This is a genomic window from Staphylococcus sp. HMSC65H10 (assembly GCF_001839185.1).
Lineage (GTDB): Bacteria > Bacillota > Bacilli > Staphylococcales > Staphylococcaceae > Staphylococcus > Staphylococcus simulans.
The window spans coordinates 10,558-30,801 of the sequence record NZ_KV840307.1 but is presented as its reverse complement, the minus strand read 5'-3'; the positions used below and the strand labels follow the sequence as shown (position 1 = coordinate 30,801).

The window sequence follows — 20,244 nt, the reverse complement described above, 5'->3', positions numbered from 1 at the left end:
ATCATAAAATGTTTAAAATTACGCTAGCTGCGTGGTGTGTTATTAATCACTAAATAAGTACAAAGTGTTTCATACACGTCTAAAGCAGGTTTAGAGTAGTCAATAGGGCGCTCTGTATTCCATTTAATTTTCTTAACACGCTTTCTAATGATGTGTTCATAATAAGCTGCATTTTTATATTGATGCCAGATAGTACGGACTGTTGCGGTTGTGATTAAAGATTGTCCGTCAGAAAAAGTGATTTTAGTGGTATTGTTCTTCAACGCTTTGATATCTTGTACAAATTCAATGTTAATCCAAATATTGTCTTCAGAGCGTTCAGAATGGGTAGAGAATAGAAAGATTGAAATAACTGGTGAAAGTAAAATGGGTGGTTTACTGTTGATGTTGGTAATCCGAGCGGTATCAGTTCGAAGTGATTGAAAGGTTGAACCATAAAAGCGACAAGAGTTGTCTAAAGTTTTTTGCGGGGAGCTTTCTACAATCCTCGGATCTTTATTGTAGGTAAGCAATTTTGTATGGAGTGCTCCATACTCTTGAGCAATGACTGGGATAATGGCCATATCATCGCTTTTGAAGATGCTATGTTCGTCCATAAGCACGTCCTCCTATTTAATTAATTACGATTAGAATTCGTTAGACATCTAATCATATAATTATTGTATACTAGCACCTAGAAAAGTCAATAGAAACTTTTGAGTTAATATTACACTTTTAATTTTTAAAAAGTCAGAATATTCATTGATTTTAGATTAAATGCAATGTATACTCGTAAATAACTTAAAAAAAGAAAGGCAGTGATTAAAATGAATCACAATATCAATGTAAAAAATGGAACACTGAAGGCGTTCGTAGCGAATGTAAACGACCTGGGGGTAGAACTCGTAATTGATCAAGCTCTACGTAATGTACGTAAAGAAAAACTTACAGAACTGATTGACCAAGCTTTAATCGAAAAAGATGAAGCAGCATTCAATCGTTACATTGAAGAATATAATCAATTGGAGGATGTTTTAATTGGCTAACTCGTCGTGGGATTCCTGTTCCTGTTCATACTAAAAGGTCTATTCATTTCAAATACCGAATGAATAGACCTTTTTTGTTTGCTTATTTTTAATCATAATGAGAAATAAACTTCGTTCTATTTCCCCTCTTGATCATTTAAATAGTAATAGCCAATTGTATAAGTCAGTACTTCATTATCTTGGATTGGACTCGCTTGATCTTGAGATTGATGACGTACATTTTTATGGGCATCTTTGAAGACATCTGAGCTCAACCAATTTTTGAAACATGCTTCTGCATCCCAAATTGTTAAAATTTTCACTTCATCATATTCTTTTAAATTATTTGTCGTTGTGACAAACATTTCTTTAAAACCTTCAATTGTTTCAATACCTTGTCGTTTGTAAAAACGTTCTACAATTCCTTCTGCTGAACCTTTATCTAATTTCAATTTGTTTTCTGCCATAAACATAGCGCATACACTCCTTTATCTGTTTTCAATTAATTTTCCAACCACAACAACACGTTTATCAGAACGCGAAAAAGCATCTTCACACGTAGATAACGTCATTATCTTGTCTTGTGGATGAACTGAAATATCTGTTTTGATTTTCGATTTATTTTTCGTTTCTTTTAAAAACTGTTCGTATTCATGTACATTGTTGAAACTTGTTCGAATATAGTTATCATGGGCATCTGTCGAATATGCGCTGAATACTTTTAACGCATACTGATGATACTTTGTATCAAACTCTATCGTTTGATGTGCATCATAAAATGTTTGATTCAAATATTGATGTAAATCATCAAACATAGTTTTATCGCCAACACTATGACCATAAAGCACTGTATTTTGAGATAAATCTTGTAAGTTATTACGATAATCTACAAAGATACTGCCCTTTTTCGTTTTTTGTTTCTTAAAGTTATGTTCTAAGTAATCTTCATTATCTCGGGATTGTAAAACGGGATAATTCAAACTCGTACCTTCTAAACGAATCCACCCATGAATGTCAGAATTGACCTCTGCTAATGCTTCAAATTGTGGGCGGATCCCTTTCTTTTTATAGTCCGTTTGTAAAACTTCGTATTGTTTTTCTTCCGCTTCATTATCTAAACGATGTTGGAAGATAAGATAGACAGCCGCAATAATAACCAGCACTAATCCAAATTGAATGACACGTATTAGTTTATTCATCATTAACACCCGCCGTGGCATTTACCAATTAATATGCCGCAATCTTTATCATGAATAATCTTTGCGTCGATTTGGTAAATTGTTTTTAATAATTCTGGTGTCACGATAGCTTGCGGCTTGCCTTGTGCTGCAATTTCACCATTTGCGACACAAATCAGTTCATCACTATAAGTTAAAGCCTGATTTATGTCATGAAGCACCATGATGATAGTTAAACGATGCATGTCGTTTAACTGTCGAATCATCTCAAGGACTTGATATTGATAATGTAAATCTAAAAATGTGGTAGGTTCATCTAATAATAAATATTGTGGTTCTTGGACTAAGGCCATTGCGATAAAAACACGTTGTTTTTCGCCACCGGACAAAGCGCCAATCGGACGATCTGCATACTTAGTTAAATTGAATTGTTCAAGTACACGTTCAATGACCGCTTCTCCTCTTACATCCTTCTTCAACCAACGATGATGACTATATCGTCCATAGCGCAGTAATGTTTTAACGGTGAAATCTTCAGGTGCTGTATTGTTTTGATGGACTGCTGATAACATTTGCGCAAGTTGTTTCTTACCTAATGTATTCAAATCATTGCCTTCTATGTACACACAACCAGCCTGAGGTTGAAGATAACCTGCAAGCATTTGAAGTAAGGTACTCTTACCTGATCCATTCGGTCCGATAATAGAAGTTACCGCATAACGTTTAATTGTCAGATTCAAGTCATTAAAGAGTTGTCTTTGACCATATTTAAACTCAACGTTGTTGATATTCATTTCGGTACGCTCCTTTACAAATTAAATAGATAAGATAAGGTCCGCCGATAATGACCGTAATAATATGCGCTGGCACTTCAAATTGACGGGACATCAACCTGCCAAGTGTATCTGCTAATAGCACGGCTATCGCACCGAATAACACACAACAAATCACAACTTTCTTATAGTCACTGCCGCCTAATCGACGTGCAATATGCGGTACAATCAAACCAACAAAGGCCATAGCACCAGCTACAGCTACTGCACTGCTCGCTAAAAAGACCGCAATCAACCCTATCCACATACGATAACGTTGTATAGGAAAGCCTAAGTTGTGTGCTTGTCGATCATCAAAACCCAACATATTCGCTTGAAAGATAACAGTTATAGCTAAGATAAGTCCTATGCATGTAGTCACTGAAATTTGTGCTGCGTCTTTCCATACTTTTAAAGATAAACCAGCAGATAATCTCACAGCTGGGTTAGCGGTTAAATATTCCAACATACCATTCAACATCGCATACATCGATACACCGACAAGCAGCATGCGCATCGGATTCAGCTGATAACGATGTTGTAAGTAAAACAATAAAGTAAATGGCAATAATCCGCCTATAAAGCTGATAAGTGGCATATAAAAGAATAAAGTCGGCACCAAAGTCATCACAAGTGCTTTAGCCACCAAAGCACCTGAACTGACACCGATAATACTGGCGTCCGCAAGCGGGTTCTTCAGCACTGCTTGTAAATAAGCACCCGCTACGGATAGCGTAGCACCTGCACAAATCGCGACAATGATACGTGGTAAACGTAAATCTATAATCGCATCGATTTGATTATCATGACCTGTTGCGATTTTATGCCAAAGCTGAGCTGAACTTATGCCTAATTTACCGTTAAGCAACGCAAATAAGACCACTACAACAAAGAGAATTAAGGTACACATAAAGACGACACTGAATTTATATTTCATATTGCACCTCATTTCTTGTTGTAGAAGATATCATATAAATCTTGCATGGCTTGGTCTGCATCGATATTAGCTGTAATGCCGAAAGGTTGTTCTTCTAAATCATAGACACGACCTGTCTTGACTGCTTTAAAATGTTTCCAAATATCATTTTCTTTGAATTCTTTATCAAACATCTTTTTAACTTCTTCAGGCATTCCATGTGGCAGACGCAGAATAATATCTGGATCAACGTCATACAGATACTCTGTATTAGAAGCTAGATATTGTTTCGAATCTTCTTTAATCACATTTTCACCGCCCGCAATTTCAACTAAATTGCCGATATAAGAGCGATTCGTAGCAACTAAATAACTGCCTGGCACACCCATTAAAATGAGTACTTTAGGGTGCTTTTGTTGCGCTGCTTTTTGTCTGATTTGTTCTTCTGCATGAGTTAATTTTTGATTTAGCTTTGATGCTTCTGTTTCACGATTAAATTCTTTACCCATCTGTGAAATAGAAGTTTTCATGCCTTTTAGACTGTCATAGTCATAAAAGATAGCTTTAGCTTTAATCATTTTGAACTTAGGTTTTGTCTCATCTTCAATAGTAGAAACGCCTAAAATATGTGTCGGGTGAACAGCTTGTACCTTCTCCATATCTGGTGTCATCGGTTGTCCGACTTTCGGTACATTGTCATATCTTTTAGGTAGTGTTTTATATGAATCTGGTTTACCTGCAATATCTAAATTCAAAGCATCTAACGTTTGTGTCAAAGCTACTGTTGTCGGTACAATGCGGTATTTTTCAGAAGATGTTTGGTTATTTTTATCTTCTTGTGCTTGGCAACCAGTCAGTAGAACAATTAAACCTAAAAGTACCACACACCATCGTTTAATGTTTTTTCTCATGACCTTTACCTTCACCCTTTCTAACGTAAAGTGTAGAGACTACTAACAAAGCACTCGCCAAAATAATCACCGCACCTAAATAAATTTGATTCATTCTCTTTAAATACTTTCCAACATCTGAATGTGTCTTTGTAAATTTAATAGGTTCACCATCATCCGCATGCCGATTGAATTTAGGAAATATTTCAGGCAATGGCGGTTCTTCCATTGTTTTTGCAGTTTGTGTTGTTTTAACAGCACTTGGTTGTGGAGGTCTTGATGACGTAATAAATGGTGTGTCATTCACCGATTGTGCCTGATTAAATGCTGGATTAGTTGGTGTTTGTTTATGATTGTGTGTCTCAGATGCATGTTCTGACGGAGTTTCTACTATAGTATTTTCTTTAGTTTCAACCGTTTCTGTCGCTTCATTTGTTGATACTTCTGTGCCCTCATCTTGTTTGATAGATGTGCCACCTTTTTCTTCTTGTTGGCTTGGTGTGTCTGTCTCTTGAGCTGTTTCATTAAACACCATTTCAGTTGTATAGTGATGATCATAATTTAAATGCGGAACAATAACATGTACTTTTGAGGTCAACATTTTCTGATCTTTTGGCATGTTAAATTCAATGACACGTTGATCTTGTTGTGAATCTTCACTTACCACTTTTACTGGAATACGCGTTTCACCATTAAAGATTTCGAAAGACTTCCACCACGCAGCATTTTTTAATGTCATTTGAACAGTAGCTTGCTGATTGTGATAGGTCACTTTAGCTGGATGTACCATATATTGATCCATCACTGATCGTTCATTTGTTTGATGTTTTAATACTTTGAAATTCAAATTCTGTATTTCTGATACGTGGGTATTGGATTTCTTAGGAAATACTTTTTTGGGTGTGTGTTTTTCTGTTGGTTGTGTATCTGGTTTTGGTTGAACGTCAGTTTTTGGCTTCGATTCAGGACTTGGCTTTGGTGTCGGTTGTACTTTAGGTGTCACATCTTTTGGCAATTGTGCTTCTAAATTAATTTTGGTTGTATAGTGATGATCGTAATGAATATCAGGGACGATAATATGTACTTTTGAAGTAAATGTTTGCGTCTCTGATGTGACTTCAACTTCTACAATACGTGCTTCTTTTGTTTCACTGACTGTACGTACATCACATTGTTTATCACCTTCATATAATTCAAAAGCTTTCCACCACTCTGGATACAGCAATTTAAACTGTAAATAAACTTTGTTGTTTTTAGTTTTGACAGTTGCTGGATGTGCCATATAATCATTCATAACTGACACATCCTGACTGTTTTCTTTATAGACTTTAAAAGGTATCTCTTTAATTGTTTGTTGTGATAATGTTTGATGATTGACTTCAGCTTTTGAGTTGTCAACGGTAAATGAACAAAGTAAGCTGCCACATAGTACAGCAACTAAACATTTGTGAGGTACATTCATTTTAATGTTGTCCTTTTTTACGTTTATTGACGACAAAAAATAGAAGTAATACAGCTGAAGCACCAATTAAAGTGATATAAAGCCATTTAGATTCACCGGCAGCTGTTTGTGGATTTGTCGGTGTCGCATCTGATGATGTTGCTTTTCCTGTTGCTTCGGCATTTTCTCCTTTTGAAGTGTCACCTTTTGAATCATCCGCATGGGATGCAGCTGCGGCACTGTCACCTTGCTTATCACCTTTTAATAAATATGTGATGTTGTAGTTATGGTCATATTTAAAAGGTTTACCGTTTACTTCTTCATCGATATACACTTTAATTGTGCCTGGAATTTCGCCTGATGTTTTATCGATTAAAAATTCTGAAGTACGTTCATCTTTTGCTTTATCTTCATGCACAATATTTTCTTTTTGACCGTTAAATGTAAAGTTAACAATCCAATGACTGTGGTTGACTGTGAATTGTACATATTGTTTACCGTTTTTATCAATTAACTTAGCGGGTTTATTGAAATAATCATTTGCCATCGATACGTCTTGTGTCTTATGTTTTAAAATATCGTAATTCAGATCTTTTTCAGCAGCTGAAGCTACAATGGAAAAAATGGCCCAAGTTAACACAATTAATATCGCACTCATTGCGATAACTTTCTTGATTGTTGTTGTCATATGAATCATCCTTCTTTCTATATGATGAGAGGTTGTGAGAGACCCACAACCTCATTTTCTTGATTCTCAGGAATACATTACAGACTATTTTTCTTTGATTTCACGTGTCTATTCCAAAACAGTGCGATACCGCCTAAAAATACAGATAAAATACCAAACGTTGTCGCTGATTCTTCTGTACCAGTTTTCGGCAATGCTTTTGCCTTAGCAGGTGTTGATTTGTTTCCTTTAACTGATTTTACAGTTTCAGACTTCATTGCTTTAGCTTTAACTGAACCAAGCGGCTGTACAGATTTAGATGCCATAGCTTTCATAGATGGTTGAGTTGCTGCCGCATCTTGTACTTCTGTCACAACTTCAGATACTTTTGGTTCTGTTTTTTGAACTGACATCGGTTCTACTTTTATTTCTGGCTTTACATTAGACTCATCCGATGCTTTTTCAGTCGATTCATCGACTTGCTTAGTATCTTTTTCAGGTGTGATAACTTTTGGTTGTACTTTTTCTTTTTCAGCTGTTTTATCTACAACTTTATCAGTTGCTTGATCTTCAGCTTTTTCTTGTGGCTTAGGCATAGGTTTAACTTGTGGTTTTGACTCAGGTGCTTTTAAATCAGCAACTGCTTCGTCAAACGCAATTTGTGTCGTATATTTATTGTTGTAATTGATGCCTGGGACTACAATATGCACCTTACTTGTTAACATCTTTGTACCTGGTTTCACTTCAAAGTTAATAACTTTTTGATCAGCTGATTTTGAAACCTCATGTTGTTTGAGCTGTTGTGCACCATCAAAGAGTTCAAATGATTGCCACCAATCTGGATTTTTAATTGTAAACTGTACAAATGTTTTACCATTTTCCTTAACCACTTTTGCTGGGTGGTCCATATAATCATCCATGACTGATTTTTGATCTTCACCGTCTTTTTTAACCATAAAGCCGATTTCTTTTGTAACAGGCGCAGCACTTAGAGTTTCTACTTTAGGTGTAGTGTGGTCAGATTGTTGTTCAACTTGTGGTTTTGGAGCTGGCTTTTCTACTTGTGGCTTAGGCGTCACTTTCGGTGCTGCTGCATCTGATTGTTGTTGATTTGATTGTGCTGTCGGCGGTTTATTTTGGTCAAGGTCTTTAATTCTTACATGGTAAGCACCTTCGTAGTTGATTTTAGGTAAGCTGACTTTCACAATCGCATCATAGTGATCAATACCAACTTGATATGGGAAGACGACTGTTCTTTGATTCTTCTTCGTATCACGTGCGATCGTTTTCACACGCTCGTAACCTTCTTTAGTATCCACCATAAAGTCATCCCACATACTGTCTGACTTAATTGTCATCGCCACATAGTGTTTACCGTTTTGTTGGAAGACTTGCATAGGTTTGACTACTTCAAAGTCCATATGTGAAGGTTCGTTTTTCTTACTGTGCAACACTTCAAAATTGTGATTTTCTGGGTTCGTAATTGTGAAATCTGACAATGGCGCATTTTTAAATTCTTTTTTCGCTGCTTCTAACTGTTCTTGTAATTGTTCTTCATAGTCAGCAAGCATTTCTTTATCTTCTCTTGTAGGCACTTTATCTTTCGCCATCAACTTCTTAAGTTGATATATCTTATCTTCTAACGTAATCGCATTATCGAATGCTTCTGTTTCTTTTTTTTTCTTATACTCATCTTGTGTTAATGGCTTAGAATCACTTGCGTTAATAGGTTGGTTGAATTTAAGTTCAACATCGTCATATTCTTGGTTACCAAGCATTCTTGATTTCGTTGATGACTTCACAATGACACTTTGTGTATTGTTTGGAACGGCGAATTGTAATTTTGCTGTTCCTGCCTTTTCATCGTAGGCAGTGACTTGTGTATTTAATTTATGGTTCTCTTGATAAACATCAAATCTATCCCAAATCGTTGGAATGTCCAATGTTAATTCAACAGTTGATGCTTTATCACCTTTCATGAAATAAGCAGGTTGCTTAATATTCGATGCATGGAAGAACTCTTCTTCGTCAGTATTTGGTTTAACAACTTTAAACTCTACTGGGTAACGCTCTTCGTTTGCGTGAGGATCTTGTAAAGATGGTTGTTTTATTGCTTCTTGTACTGAGACTTGATTTGTTGGTGCTGCTGTTGCTTTTTCTGTTTGTGGTGCTTCTTGTTTTGGTGCTGGTGTTGTTTCAACTTTCTCGATTGTCGGTTTTGAGTCTGTTTGAGATTGTGCTGTAGATGCTGCTTGTGGTTTAACTGCTTCTTTCTCTTTTGACTCAACTGTTTTTGACGCTGAAACAGGTGTCGCGTTTGGTGTCGTCGAAGTGCCGCTATCCGTTACAGTAGTCGATGCTGCTGCGTTTGATACGGGCGCTTCTTGTTCAGCTGCTTGTGCTTGTCCTCCTCCTAAGAAGATCACTGCACCTACAGCTATTGAAGCTGCTCCGACAGTAAATTTACGAATTGAATATTGGTACGCTTTCTGGTTGGCATGGTTCATAACTGTTCTCTCTTTGTTGTTTCTCACGTTGATAACGCTCCTAATCATTAATTTTTACACCAATAATGATAATCATTCTCATTAACAATGTATAAAGGGAGTATAGCACACCCTTAAATCAATGTCATTACTATTATTTATGTTTTTTAAAGTAGTTAAAATGACACTATTATATTTGCGTTATTATTAAATATTTATAATTCGAAGAAGTTTTGAAGCGCTTTGACATTACGCATATCAAGCGGATAGTGGTGTTTGACCTCCCCTTCATGAAATTCCGCAACATAATCTGCGCTGTTTATAATCAATTCATAGTCATGTGTAATGACCAGAATTGTATACCCTTGGTCTTTTAATTGTCGTAATTCTGTCGCAAATTCAGACATACGTTTGCCATCTAAACCACTGGTTGGTTCATCAAATACTAAAATAGGTCTGCCGCTTTCTTTAGCACTCGCAATCGCCAGTCGCTGCATTTCTCCGTTTGAAAGTGATAAGGGGTGTTTATCACGATGTTGTTTTAAATCAATCGTATCTAACACATGTAGTAAATCAGGATCTGACATATTTCGATGACTGAATCTGATTTCTTCTTCTACAGTTTCACCGAAAAGTTGAGACTCTACATTTTGAAAAACTTGATATACATCGTGCTTCCACTGTTTTTGACGTATTTTATGTGTACCGTCCATAATGACCGCGTCTTTATTTAACTTAACTGCACCCATTAATGCTTTCGCGAATGTAGATTTCCCTGCCCCATTATGGCCGACTATCGCTGTTATCGCACCTTTATGTAAATCAAATCGCTCAATATTTAAATCTAATGTTTCTTTTTTCTGATAGCGATATTGCCAGTTTTGTATAGGTATCACATCGTGTGATGAAGGTGCTGATTGTTTTGGTCGTAGTCGTGTTAAATCTGTCGCTCGTAAACCGTGTGCTTTTAATTGTTTTAGTTCTAATTGACGAAAATCATCTTGATTCCACGCTTTAGTAATCTGACCTGATTCAATTAAGATAAAACGATCTGCCAAATCTAATAAATAATGCAGACGATGTTCCGCAATGACAATCGTCTTCCCTTGTTGCTTCCAAGATTGAATCATACGTGCTAATTTTTGAACGGCTTTGAAATCTAAATTTGAAGAAGGTTCATCCATGACAATAAGCGCTTGTCCTGCGATTTCAATACTGATACAGGCAATCATTTGTTGTTGACCACCCGACAATTCAAAGACATTACTTTCTAGTAAATCATTAATTTGATATTGATCTACTGCTCTAATAATTCGTGATTGAATTTCTTCTGGGTCTGTATAGTAATTTTCTAATTCAAAGGCAAGTTCATTTAATACATGTGTACAGAAGAATTGTGATCTAGGATTTTGAAAGATACTACCGATTTGGCGACTTAAATCTTTGAAAGCATAGTCCTTCATGTTTTGTCCTGCGATGACAATATCTCCTGTGATTTCACCTGAGAAAAACTGAGGAATTAGCCCGTTGATTAATCTTAGTACTGTTGATTTTCCGCATCCTGATAATCCGGTTAAACAGATCACTTCGCCAGGACGAATAGTTAAATTAAAATCTTCTAATGCATTTTTATCTGAAGCACTGTAACTGAAAGTTACATTGTTAAATTGAATCATTTGAGCCTCCCTCTTATATAACGTAATAAAGGATAACCAGTAAAATGAGTAATCCTGCGATAGTTTTGTCGATTGCGGTCATTTTAAATACAATGAGTGACGTACGTGCAGCGTCTACAGACAGTCCTCTTGTTAAAGAAGCGGCTGTCAACTCATTTGAAATTTTGACCACTCGATTAATTAACGGTACAATACGCATTTCGGTATAACGTATCGGATGTAGAAACGCTTGAAGTGTCGTCATACCCCGCATACGCATTGCATGTTTAATGTTTTGCGATTCTTGATAGACCACAGGAAGAAAACGAAACATGACCGCTAAAGGAATCGTCAACACATTTGGAAACTTCATTTTCTCTAATGCACGAATGAACATTTCAACTGACGTTGTTTTAAATAAGACAAATCCCATTAAAGCAGCAGGTAAAAAACGTGTAAGCAAATTGGCTATTATAAATATCAAACTATACACAACCGCATGGTAATCTCTCAATTGGAATGTTTCGATATACCATCCAGTAAAAAGAATAAAAAAGCATAATAAGCCAGCTTTATAATAATGTAGATAAAGCAGACAAAATGTAGGTATCAGAATAATTACAAGTCGTGGATAAACCGCATGACCCGTAGTAGTTCCTGTTAAAGCGATAAAGGATATCAATACCATACTTAACAATTTTATTCTTGGATCAATTTGCATTTTGATCATGAGACCATACCTGCACGTACAAAATGTTTTTTAAATAGAATTCTTGCGATGACAATTCCGATAACCGCACCGACCATACAAGTCACTATAATGATTGGTAATGTTTGTAGCGTGAATAGTTTATCTAGTAATGCTGTATATTCGTGTCCTCTTTTTTGTTCTAGATAATCGAAAAAGGATTGTCTTGCGAAGTAAAATGGAAGCAAACTGCCGAGTGACCAAAATGAAAAAACAATATAACCGATACTTAATGACAACCAATGACGATAGTTGCCTATCTTCATAATTAAATCAGCAAGTATGGGTAATGGAATACCAGTAATTAATGCGAGCCCTGGGTGACCCATAATAAACAATACTAAGCTCACTACAATACCACTGATACTTAAAGCACCAAACTTTTGTGTTTTAGCTACCAACAACATAATAGGTACACTGCCAATAACCGCAAATAATGCAGGTAAGAAAAACATAATCACTGGCACAATCCCAGCAATACCTACAGGTGTAATTAACACAAAGAATATTGCGGTAAAGAGCCCGATGTTAATTAAATCTTTAACTTCTAATTTCTCACGTTGCATGCATGTATCTCCTCCTTAAAAATCTGTCGTTAAATTTATCGTGTGAATATAACTTAATCATAGTTTACCACCATTGATAATGATTCTCAATTACGTATTTCAATCAAAAATTACTTTCATTTAGTAAAAGGTATATAAAACAATAAAATAGAAATAACTGCTTATCTGAGCTTTAAATTATTCAAATCCATTTAGAAACCCACATCAAACCAACACTTTCTATCCTATCAATCAGACTATTCATTTTCTACTACAATTAAAATCTCTCTATATAAACTATGTTTAGATTTAAATTTATCCTCGTACACATAGCCTAGTATACTAGCTAATTTATATATTTTAACTTTTTTGCTTTGCAAAATTAGATTCACATCTAAAATATAAAAGGGGCTGGATTTATGTCCCAGCCCCACTCTTTTTAAATGATATTCTAATACACTCTATAATATGCTTGGTTACCCCACCAAGCTTTTTTCGCAGATGCACGTGCTTGTTTTCCAGCAGTGGTATAGCCACTATCTGAACGATATTTGCCGATTGCTGTAGAATCATGACCATAACTATTATGTGTGTAATATGACCAAACATATGTTGAGCCTATTCCATGACTCCATTTTCCACTTTCTGCCCATTCGTAAGCATTTGCAATTGTAGTTGTTCCCATTCCTAGTAATAAAGTGGCAATAATTATTGTTCTAGCAACATACTTTTTCATGAAAACACCGTTTTTTAAAACGTTCTCTATCTATTAAAAATAATATACAATAAAAACCCGCTAGCGTCAATAAATTTTCTGAATATTCTTACATTAATAAGTCTTTTCGTAATAATTATCATATTCTGAATATTCTATTGATTTAACTGTGATTTCGTGCTATGATTACGTCATTAAATCAATACGCTTTAGTTCGGTAGAGAGTGAAAGCGTTGATGGAAGTGAGGAACTATAAATGGAATACATCGAATACCAAGATAAAGTGCTTAAACGAAAAGATTTGGAACTCCGCTTTTTAAAATATTTCCAATCTCATCAATATGAAGTGATAGACCTGCATTTTATTGAACGTTTGAATTGGCAACAGTTGACGCAAGATGATTTAGAAAGTATGGGAACGCGCAGTATTTGGAAAAATGGTCAAAATTTCTTTGCGCTTCGTAATGACTGGACAGATCAACTTCAACATTATGTCAGAACGTATGCTTTAAATTTAAAACAAGCCGTATATGCAGGCCCTATCGCAAACAATGAACATATCAGCACAAACTTAGGTATTGAAGTATTTCATCCGACTTACCAAGAAATGTTGACGAGCTTTCAGTTAATGTTGGGATTTGTTCAAAAGGAAATGAAACGAGAGGTAGATTTTGCGGTGATTGGTCACTATCAACTGTTATCGTTGTTGCTTAGTGAAGAAGAACGCACACCAAAAATCTTACAATTGATTAATGAACGTAACCTTTCTGAACTTAATCAGCAGTTGCCTAAAGGTCATAAACTTTTAGGTTTATTGAAACAACCGACTCATTTGCAACTGGATTATATTCGAAATATTATCCCTAACGATCATCCGACATACTTATCTTTATTACGATGGTCAGAAGAATTGAAACGTGCAGGCATCCAAACGATTCACTTAGATGTAACAACAATGCCACCGAAAACTTACTATATCGGCAGCTTTATGCAGCTGTTTGAAAATAGCCAGTCTGAACCGATAATGTCAGGCGGTCATTACAGTGGAACAATCGATGGTTTCGGTTTTGGGATTCAATTAGATTAGGAGGAACAAATTATGTTAACGATTGCCCTCAGCAAAGGGAGATTACTCAAAGACTTCATCGCATTTTTAGAACGCAACAACAATCCTATATGGGCAGAAGCTTTACATCAACGTGAACGTAAGCTGCAGATTACCGTAAAAGATATTAAATTCATTTTAGTTAAAGGAACAGATGTCCCTACTTATGTTGAAGAAGGTATCGCAGATTTAGGGATTACCGGCAGTGATATCTTAAGTGAAAAGCCAAATCATAATGTGAATAACTATATCGATTTACCATTCGGTCAATGCCACTTTTCTGTAGCAGCCAAACCTGGTGTGACAGATATCAATCGTGTTGCGACGACTTACGTTAATACTACACGCCAATATTTCAATCAACTCGGTCAAGATGTCAGCATCATTCCTTTATCTGGATCAGTGGAACTCGCAGCTGTCGTCAATATGGTCGATGCTATCGTGGATATCGTCCAAACAGGTACAACACTTAAATCTAACGGATTAGAAGAACGTGAACAAATTGGTAATGTAAATGCGAAATTAATTACCAATAAACATGCTTTCTTCAGTAAATCAGACGCTATTAATCAATTCATTACACAACTGGGGGTTTCTATACATGCTTAATAAAACTGAATTTTATGCGCGTTTCCAAAACGTTTCAGATATCGAACAATCATTAATCGACCAAGTCAACACAATCATTCAAAACGTCAAAAAGAATCAAGACAAAGCCTTATTTGACTATAATAAACAATTTGACGGTGTCGAACTTTCACAATTAGAAGTACCGCAAGCGGATATTGAAGCCAGCTTGACTCAAATCTCACCAGAATTACGTGAAGCTTTGACACAAAGCTTTGAAAATATCAAAGCATTCCAAGAACGTATCAAACATGAAGATGTCATCGGTGAATACACAAGCGAAATTTATAACCCGCTTGAAAGTGTCGGTATTTATGTTCCAGGCGGTAAAGCCGCTTATCCTTCGACTGTTTTAATGACTGCGACACTTGCTAAAGTTGCAGGGGTCAAAGAAATTATCGCAGTGACACCTCCACAAGCTGAAGGCATTAAACCAAGTATTCTAGCAGCTTGTAAAATTGCGGGTGTCGATCGTATTTTCCAAGTCGGCGGTGCACAAAGTATTGCGGCGTTAGCCTTTGGTACGGAAACTGTACCTAAAGTTGATAAGATCGTCGGACCAGGTAATCAGTTTGTTGCGTTAGCGAAACAATTACTTTATGGCTATGTCGGTATTGATCAAATCGCTGGACCAAGCGAGATTATGATTATCGCAGATGAAACATCTCGTCCTGAATTTATTGTTCAAGATATCTTAGCACAAGCTGAACACGATGAGCGTGCACGTACTTTCTTATTATCTACAAGTCAATCTTTATTAGAAGAAGTAGAAGCGTTATTACCAAAGGCTATCAACAATGCCCCAAGAAAAGCGATTATCGAACCAAGTGTACGAGACTTCCACTACCCTATTTTGACTGAAAGTATCGAAGACAATATAGAAATCGCAAACTATGTCGCACCTGAACATTTATCAATTCAAACAAAAGAACCTGACTATTACATCAACAAAATCAAATATGCTGGCGCAATGTTCTTAGGTTCTTATGCACCTGAAGCTTTAGGCGATTATAATGCAGGGCCAAGCCACGTCTTGCCTACTAACCAAACATCCCGCTTCACAAACGGTTTAACAGTCAATGACTTCCTCACAAGTCACTCTGTAATCCGTTACGACCAACATGCCTTCAACAACCTTGCAGAAGGCGCTATGACAATCGCCCATGAAGAAGGTTTATACCAACATGAAGCCTCAGTTAAAGTCAGAGTAGAACAGGAGGAATCATAATTGATTTATATTGATAAAAACGAAAGCCCGATTCCTGCACTTTCTAAATCAGAAATTGCAGAAGTCATTAATCATACAGATTTTCGCGTCTATCCAGAAACACAATATAATGATTTTCTTAAAGCATACGCAGATTTTTATAATTTAAATACCAATCAAGTTTTAGCTGCGAACGGATCTGATGAATGGATTCAAAAATGTATGTTAGCTCTGCCAGAAGGCCCAGTACTTACGTTAAGCCCAGATTTTGTTATGTATACCGAATTTGCGCGCCAAACTGAGCGTGACATTGAATATGTCTCATGCGACCAAGATTTCCGCTTCTCACTCGAAGCGATTTTAAACCGTATTGATGACGTTCAACCTGCGTTCTTTATCATGAGCGTGCCACATAACCCAACAGGCGAACAATATCCTTTCAATTTCTTGAAAGCTATCAGCGACAAAATGAAAGCACTTGGCGGTTACTTTGTCATTGATGAAGCTTATATTGAATTTGGCGAACCGATTGAAGTAGCGTTAGAAGATCATATCATCGTCATGAAAACATTAAGTAAAGCCTTCGCGTTAGCTGGCTTACGTATCGGTGTCGTGATTTCAACACCAAAAACGATTCAATTATTAAATCGTTTCGCACACCCGTATCCGATGAGCACTTTATCTTTAACACTAGCGGAAACATTATTTAAAGATACTAAACGCGTTATGAATCTGATCGCAGAACAACGTTACTTATGTCGTAAACTCAATGATATTTTCAAACCGTATCACAGCAATGATTTAAAAGTGATTCCATCTAAAGCAAACTTTGTCTTCACATATGGACCAAAAGCACGCAGTTTAGGTGAATACGTGATGGAACATGGTTTTAAACCACGTATTTATGATGAACCTGAATTAAATGAAGCTGTCCGTTATTCTATTGCGACAGATCAAGAACTCGATCAACTCTCACAAATCATCAAGGAATGGAGTGAACAAAATGACTTATCATAAAACACGCGCAACTAAAGAGACCTCTATAGAAGCAACGCTAGATTTTACCAATCAATCAGAAACATCGATTTCAACAGGGGTTGGCTTCTTAGACCATATGTTGACTTTGTTCAGCTTCCATAGCGGTATTGCCCTTCAGTTAAAAGTTGAGGGTGATACCTATGTTGATGATCATCACACAACAGAAGATATCGGAATTGTGTTAGGTCAATTATTATTAGAAGCTGTTCGTGATAAAACATCTTTTACACGATACGGTACTTTCTATATTCCAATGGATGAAACGTTAGCACGTGTCGTTACAGATATCAGTGGACGTCCTTTCTTATCATTTAATGCCGAATTCTCTAAAGAGAAAGTCGGTACATTCGATACAGAACTTGTCGAAGAATTCTTTAGAGCGCTTGTGATTAATGCCCGTTTGACAACACACATTGATTTAATCCGCGGCGGTAATACGCATCATGAAATTGAAGCGATTTTTAAAGCCTTTGCGCGCAGTTTAAAAATCGCACTTTCAGAAAGCGATACACAAGGTGTGCCTTCCTCTAAAGGAGTGATTGAATGATCGCGATTGTAGACTATGGTGTCGGAAATATCAAAAATGTTGAACGCGCGGTCAATCACTTAGGCTACGATGCACAACTGACAAGCGATTTTGACACAATTAAAGAAAGCTCGCATATTATCTTACCAGGTGTCGGTCATTTTAAAGATGCGATGACAGCACTCAAAGCTTCTGGCCTAGATAAGTTACTGATTGAGCTTCAAGACAAGAAACCGATGATCGGCATTTGTTTAGGTATGCAGCTGATGTTTGAACACAGTGATGAAGGCGATGTAGAGGGTTTAGGTATGATTCCTGGTCGTGTCGTGCCGATTGATACACCATACCCTGTACCGCACTTAGGTTGGAATAATTTAGAAAGTAAACACCCTCTTTTAGATAAAGACGTTTACTTTATTCACTCTTATTACGTTCAAACACCTGCACCGATTATTGCGACAGCGGAATATGGTCTGCCGATTACCGCCATTGTCCAAAAAGATAATAAAATCGGTATCCAATTTCATCCAGAAAAAAGCGGTGATTTCGGATTAGCTATTTTAGACCAAGCATTGAAAGGCGGTTTTATTCATGATTGAAGTATGGCCAGCAATTGATTTAATCGATTCACAAAGTGTGCGTTTAACTGAAGGTGACTATGAAACGAAAGAAGCGATGGCGAGAACTGCAGAAGAAGCCGTTCAATTCTATAGTCGTTATAAATGTGTGAAACGTATCCATGTTATCGATTTAATCGCTGCGAAAACTAAACAACCTGTTGAAGCGGATTATATTGAACAACTTGTTGGTTTAACAGATTTGCCAATTGAAGTTGGCGGCGGTATCCGTTCTACTGAAACGATTGAAGATTATTTCAATAAAGGTGTCGCTTATGTAATTGTCGGAACGAAAGGTATTCAAGATACCGCATGGCTTAAAACAGCTGCTGAACAGTTTCCAAATCGTATTTATCTATCTGTAGACGCTTATGTTGACGAAATCAAAGTTAACGGATGGTTAGAAGAAACAGGATTGAACTTATTTGAATTCGTTAAGACCATTGAACACTTACCGCTTGGTGGCTTGATTTATACAGATATTTCGAAAGACGGTAAATTAGAAGGACCGAACTTCGAATTAACGAAACAACTTGCGCAAGCGACTGCCCTACCCGTCGTCGCATCTGGCGGAATCCGCAGTTCTGATGATTTGAAGCGTTTAGAAGCGGATGGTGTACATGCGGCCATCGTCGGCAAAGCTGCGAATACTGAAGCCTTTTGGGAGGGATTAGAATGATAAAAAAGCGTATCATCCCTTGTCTTGATGTCAAAGACGGTCGTGTCGTCAAAGGTGTGAAGTTTAAAGGGTTGCGTGATATCGGCGACCCTGTAGAAATGGCAGCGTACTATAACCAAGAACTAGCAGACGAACTTGTTTTCTTAGATATTTCACGTACTGAAAGTGGTCATCAAATGATGTTAGATATTATCGAAGAGACTGCTTCTAAACTGTTTATCCCACTAACCATCGGCGGCGGTATCAATTCTGTTGAAGATATCTCTATCTTGTTAAAACATGGTGCAGATAAAGTTTCATTAAACTCTAGCGCATTAAGAAATCCAGAATTAATTGCGGAGGCAAGTCAGAAATTCGGTACGCAATGTATTTGCGTCGCAATTGATGCGAAATGGGAAGAAGATAAACAAGATTGGTTCTGTTATACACATGGCGGTAAGCAACGCACAGATAAACGCACTTTAGACTGGGTTAAAGAAGTCGAAGCATTAGGTGCTGGTGAATTGCTTGTGACTAGTATGGATTACGATGGTGTCAAACAAGGTTTTGATCACCGCTTATTATCATTAATCAATGACCGTGTATCTATTCCGATTATCGCTTCAGGCGGTGGTGGTAATGCGCAACACTTTGCGGATTTATTTAAGGAAACTGATGTTTCAGCCGGCCTCGCTGCCAGCATTTTCCATGATAAAGAAACAACCGTCGGCGCTGTGAAAGCATTTCTAAAAGAAGAAGGAGTTGAAGTCAGATGGCAATAACACCAGACTTTTCAAAAGGATTAGTACCCGCAATCTTACAACACTATCAAACTAAACAAGTGTTAATGCTGGGATATATGAATGAAGAAGCGTATCAAAAAACTTTAGAAGATAAAGTGTGTTGGTTTTATTCTCGAAGCAAAGAACGCCTATGGAAAAAAGGCGAGTCTTCTCACAACTACCAACATGTCGTTGATATTAAATTAGATTGTGATCAAGATACAATATTAGTCTTCGTCAATCCAGATGGTCCAACTTGTCATACAGGTTCAACGAGTTGTTTCAATACAGAAACACCTTTCTTTATCGATAGTTTAGAAGACATTGTGCAATCACGCGCAAACAGCGATGATGACAAATCATATACACATTACTTATTGAATGAAGGTATTGAGAAAATCACGAAGAAATTCGGTGAAGAAGCATTTGAAGTTGTGATTGCTGCTATGAAGAATGACCAAAAAGAATTAGCTAATGAAACAGCCGACGTCTTATATCACCTCTTTGTGTTACTCCACGCTTGTGGTGTAACTGTAGATGATGTGAAACAAGTTCTACAAAGCAGACATCAAAAAAGCGGTAATTTCAAAGGTGAACGTAAATCTGTTCAAGACTGGTAAAAATTAT

At 36.8% G+C, this 20,244-nt stretch carries 23 protein-coding genes; 10 read left to right on the top strand and 13 right to left on the bottom strand.

The annotated features are described in order from the left end of the window. Positions 1 to 23 precede the first annotated feature (23 nt). Positions 24 to 596: a competence protein ComK gene (locus HMPREF3270_RS01070; RefSeq protein WP_002480447.1), complete on the bottom strand. Its 573-nt coding sequence runs from the start codon at positions 594 to 596 to the stop codon at positions 24 to 26. A gap of 210 nt (positions 597 to 806) precedes the next feature. Between HMPREF3270_RS01070 and HMPREF3270_RS01065 the strand changes: the two genes are divergently transcribed. Further along, positions 807 to 1,025, top strand: a complete 219-nt coding sequence (locus tag HMPREF3270_RS01065) for an IDEAL domain-containing protein (protein WP_002480446.1) — start codon at positions 807 to 809, stop codon at positions 1,023 to 1,025. A gap of 116 nt (positions 1,026 to 1,141) precedes the next feature. Here the strand turns inward: HMPREF3270_RS01065 and HMPREF3270_RS01060 are convergent, their stop codons facing one another. The 12 genes from HMPREF3270_RS01060 to HMPREF3270_RS01005 form a co-directional block, all read right to left on the bottom strand. Further along, entirely contained in the window at positions 1,142 to 1,477 is a 336-nt protein-coding gene (locus HMPREF3270_RS01060) for an antibiotic biosynthesis monooxygenase (RefSeq protein ID WP_002480445.1), read from the bottom strand. A 15-nt stretch (positions 1,478 to 1,492) separates the two neighbouring features. Continuing rightward, positions 1,493 to 2,203, bottom strand: a complete 711-nt coding sequence (gene srtB, locus HMPREF3270_RS01055) for a class B sortase (protein WP_070848529.1) — start codon at positions 2,201 to 2,203, stop codon at positions 1,493 to 1,495. A 2-nt stretch (positions 2,204 to 2,205) separates the two neighbouring features. Continuing rightward, on the bottom strand, positions 2,206 to 2,976 hold the full coding sequence (locus HMPREF3270_RS01050; RefSeq protein WP_070848509.1) for an ABC transporter ATP-binding protein: 771 nt from the start codon (positions 2,974 to 2,976) through the stop codon (positions 2,206 to 2,208). Next, on the bottom strand, positions 2,957 to 3,931 hold the full coding sequence (locus tag HMPREF3270_RS01045; protein WP_070848508.1) for a FecCD family ABC transporter permease: 975 nt from the start codon (positions 3,929 to 3,931) through the stop codon (positions 2,957 to 2,959). The genes HMPREF3270_RS01050 and HMPREF3270_RS01045 overlap by 20 nt, the downstream gene beginning before the upstream one ends. Before the next feature lie 8 nt (positions 3,932 to 3,939). After that, entirely contained in the window at positions 3,940 to 4,821 is an 882-nt protein-coding gene (gene isdE / locus HMPREF3270_RS01040; protein WP_070625852.1) for a heme ABC transporter substrate-binding protein IsdE, read from the bottom strand. Next, positions 4,805 to 6,262 carry an NEAT domain-containing protein gene (locus HMPREF3270_RS01035; protein WP_070848507.1) on the bottom strand — a complete coding sequence of 486 codons (1,458 nt, stop codon included), beginning with the start codon at positions 6,260 to 6,262 and terminating at the stop codon, positions 4,805 to 4,807. Before HMPREF3270_RS01035 ends, isdE begins: the two co-directional genes overlap by 17 nt. Before the next feature lies 1 nt (position 6,263). Then, the gene (gene isdC / locus HMPREF3270_RS01030) at positions 6,264 to 6,929 is read right to left on the bottom strand and encodes a heme uptake protein IsdC (protein WP_070848506.1); all 666 of its coding nucleotides are present in this window, start codon (positions 6,927 to 6,929) and stop codon (positions 6,264 to 6,266) included. A 77-nt stretch (positions 6,930 to 7,006) separates the two neighbouring features. Continuing rightward, the gene (locus HMPREF3270_RS01025) at positions 7,007 to 9,442 is read right to left on the bottom strand and encodes an NEAT domain-containing protein (RefSeq protein ID WP_070867148.1); all 2,436 of its coding nucleotides are present in this window, start codon (positions 9,440 to 9,442) and stop codon (positions 7,007 to 7,009) included. A 167-nt stretch (positions 9,443 to 9,609) separates the two neighbouring features. Then, a complete protein-coding gene (locus HMPREF3270_RS01020; RefSeq protein WP_070848504.1) occupies positions 9,610 to 11,070 on the bottom strand; it encodes an ABC transporter ATP-binding protein in 1,461 nt (486 codons plus the stop codon). A 13-nt stretch (positions 11,071 to 11,083) separates the two neighbouring features. Next, positions 11,084 to 11,779, bottom strand: coding sequence for an energy-coupling factor transporter transmembrane component T (locus tag HMPREF3270_RS01015; RefSeq protein ID WP_070848503.1), 696 nt, complete (start codon positions 11,777 to 11,779; stop codon positions 11,084 to 11,086). Continuing rightward, positions 11,776 to 12,363, bottom strand: a complete 588-nt coding sequence (locus HMPREF3270_RS01010; protein WP_070848502.1) for an MptD family putative ECF transporter S component — start codon at positions 12,361 to 12,363, stop codon at positions 11,776 to 11,778. The genes HMPREF3270_RS01015 and HMPREF3270_RS01010 overlap by 4 nt, the downstream gene beginning before the upstream one ends. A 430-nt stretch (positions 12,364 to 12,793) precedes the next feature. Further along, positions 12,794 to 13,078, bottom strand: coding sequence for a lactococcin 972 family bacteriocin (locus HMPREF3270_RS01005; RefSeq protein WP_070848501.1), 285 nt, complete (start codon positions 13,076 to 13,078; stop codon positions 12,794 to 12,796). A 235-nt stretch (positions 13,079 to 13,313) separates the two neighbouring features. On the opposite strand from HMPREF3270_RS01005, the gene HMPREF3270_RS01000 reads away from it, so the two are divergent. The 9 genes from HMPREF3270_RS01000 to hisIE are packed head-to-tail and all read left to right on the top strand — an operon-like array spanning position 13,314 to position 20,237. Beyond that, the gene (locus tag HMPREF3270_RS01000; RefSeq protein WP_057510966.1) at positions 13,314 to 14,144 is read left to right on the top strand and encodes an ATP phosphoribosyltransferase regulatory subunit; all 831 of its coding nucleotides are present in this window, start codon (positions 13,314 to 13,316) and stop codon (positions 14,142 to 14,144) included. Between the two features lie 12 nt (positions 14,145 to 14,156). Continuing rightward, positions 14,157 to 14,771, top strand: a complete 615-nt coding sequence (gene hisG / locus HMPREF3270_RS00995; protein ID WP_002480430.1) for an ATP phosphoribosyltransferase — start codon at positions 14,157 to 14,159, stop codon at positions 14,769 to 14,771. After that, complete coding sequence (hisD, locus tag HMPREF3270_RS00990) at positions 14,764 to 16,017, top strand: histidinol dehydrogenase (RefSeq protein ID WP_057510967.1); 1,254 nt, start codon at positions 14,764 to 14,766, stop codon at positions 16,015 to 16,017. Before hisG ends, hisD begins: the two co-directional genes overlap by 8 nt. Then, entirely contained in the window at positions 16,018 to 17,013 is a 996-nt protein-coding gene (locus tag HMPREF3270_RS00985; RefSeq protein ID WP_070848500.1) for a pyridoxal phosphate-dependent aminotransferase, read from the top strand. Then, on the top strand, positions 17,000 to 17,581 hold the full coding sequence (hisB, locus tag HMPREF3270_RS00980; protein ID WP_023015826.1) for an imidazoleglycerol-phosphate dehydratase HisB: 582 nt from the start codon (positions 17,000 to 17,002) through the stop codon (positions 17,579 to 17,581). The genes HMPREF3270_RS00985 and hisB overlap by 14 nt, the downstream gene beginning before the upstream one ends. Next, entirely contained in the window at positions 17,578 to 18,159 is a 582-nt protein-coding gene (hisH, locus tag HMPREF3270_RS00975) for an imidazole glycerol phosphate synthase subunit HisH (RefSeq protein WP_002480426.1), read from the top strand. Before hisB ends, hisH begins: the two co-directional genes overlap by 4 nt. Beyond that, entirely contained in the window at positions 18,152 to 18,856 is a 705-nt protein-coding gene (gene hisA, locus HMPREF3270_RS00970) for a 1-(5-phosphoribosyl)-5-((5-phosphoribosylamino)methylideneamino)imidazole-4-carboxamide isomerase (RefSeq protein ID WP_002480425.1), read from the top strand. Before hisH ends, hisA begins: the two co-directional genes overlap by 8 nt. Next, complete coding sequence (gene hisF / locus HMPREF3270_RS00965) at positions 18,853 to 19,617, top strand: imidazole glycerol phosphate synthase subunit HisF (RefSeq protein WP_070848499.1); 765 nt, start codon at positions 18,853 to 18,855, stop codon at positions 19,615 to 19,617. Before hisA ends, hisF begins: the two co-directional genes overlap by 4 nt. Beyond that, entirely contained in the window at positions 19,608 to 20,237 is a 630-nt protein-coding gene (hisIE, locus tag HMPREF3270_RS00960; RefSeq protein WP_070848498.1) for a bifunctional phosphoribosyl-AMP cyclohydrolase/phosphoribosyl-ATP diphosphatase HisIE, read from the top strand. The genes hisF and hisIE overlap by 10 nt, the downstream gene beginning before the upstream one ends. Positions 20,238 to 20,244: the final 7 nt, after the last annotated feature.

Coding starts and splice junctions, on each gene's coding strand:
- HMPREF3270_RS01070 (WP_002480447.1), bottom strand. CDS start 596: ATGGACGAACATAGCATCTTCAAAAGCGATGATATGGCCATTATCCCA.
- HMPREF3270_RS01020 (WP_070848504.1), bottom strand. CDS start 11,070: ATGATTCAATTTAACAATGTAACTTTCAGTTACAGTGCTTCAGATAAA.
- isdC (WP_070848506.1), bottom strand. CDS start 6,929: ATGACAACAACAATCAAGAAAGTTATCGCAATGAGTGCGATATTAATT.
- hisIE (WP_070848498.1), top strand. CDS start 19,608: ATGGCAATAACACCAGACTTTTCAAAAGGATTAGTACCCGCAATCTTA.
- srtB (WP_070848529.1), bottom strand. CDS start 2,203: ATGAATAAACTAATACGTGTCATTCAATTTGGATTAGTGCTGGTTATT.
- HMPREF3270_RS01005 (WP_070848501.1), bottom strand. CDS start 13,078: ATGAAAAAGTATGTTGCTAGAACAATAATTATTGCCACTTTATTACTA.
- HMPREF3270_RS01000 (WP_057510966.1), top strand. CDS start 13,314: ATGGAATACATCGAATACCAAGATAAAGTGCTTAAACGAAAAGATTTG.
- hisF (WP_070848499.1), top strand. CDS start 18,853: ATGATAAAAAAGCGTATCATCCCTTGTCTTGATGTCAAAGACGGTCGT.
- HMPREF3270_RS01065 (WP_002480446.1), top strand. CDS start 807: ATGAATCACAATATCAATGTAAAAAATGGAACACTGAAGGCGTTCGTA.
- hisG (WP_002480430.1), top strand. CDS start 14,157: ATGTTAACGATTGCCCTCAGCAAAGGGAGATTACTCAAAGACTTCATC.
- HMPREF3270_RS01060 (WP_002480445.1), bottom strand. CDS start 1,477: ATGTTTATGGCAGAAAACAAATTGAAATTAGATAAAGGTTCAGCAGAA.
- hisD (WP_057510967.1), top strand. CDS start 14,764: ATGCTTAATAAAACTGAATTTTATGCGCGTTTCCAAAACGTTTCAGAT.
- HMPREF3270_RS01050 (WP_070848509.1), bottom strand. CDS start 2,976: ATGAATATCAACAACGTTGAGTTTAAATATGGTCAAAGACAACTCTTT.
- hisB (WP_023015826.1), top strand. CDS start 17,000: ATGACTTATCATAAAACACGCGCAACTAAAGAGACCTCTATAGAAGCA.
- HMPREF3270_RS01035 (WP_070848507.1), bottom strand. CDS start 6,262: ATGAATGTACCTCACAAATGTTTAGTTGCTGTACTATGTGGCAGCTTA.
- hisH (WP_002480426.1), top strand. CDS start 17,578: ATGATCGCGATTGTAGACTATGGTGTCGGAAATATCAAAAATGTTGAA.
- isdE (WP_070625852.1), bottom strand. CDS start 4,821: ATGAGAAAAAACATTAAACGATGGTGTGTGGTACTTTTAGGTTTAATT.
- HMPREF3270_RS01015 (WP_070848503.1), bottom strand. CDS start 11,779: ATGATCAAAATGCAAATTGATCCAAGAATAAAATTGTTAAGTATGGTA.
- hisA (WP_002480425.1), top strand. CDS start 18,152: ATGATTGAAGTATGGCCAGCAATTGATTTAATCGATTCACAAAGTGTG.
- HMPREF3270_RS01010 (WP_070848502.1), bottom strand. CDS start 12,363: ATGCAACGTGAGAAATTAGAAGTTAAAGATTTAATTAACATCGGGCTC.
- HMPREF3270_RS01045 (WP_070848508.1), bottom strand. CDS start 3,931: ATGAAATATAAATTCAGTGTCGTCTTTATGTGTACCTTAATTCTCTTT.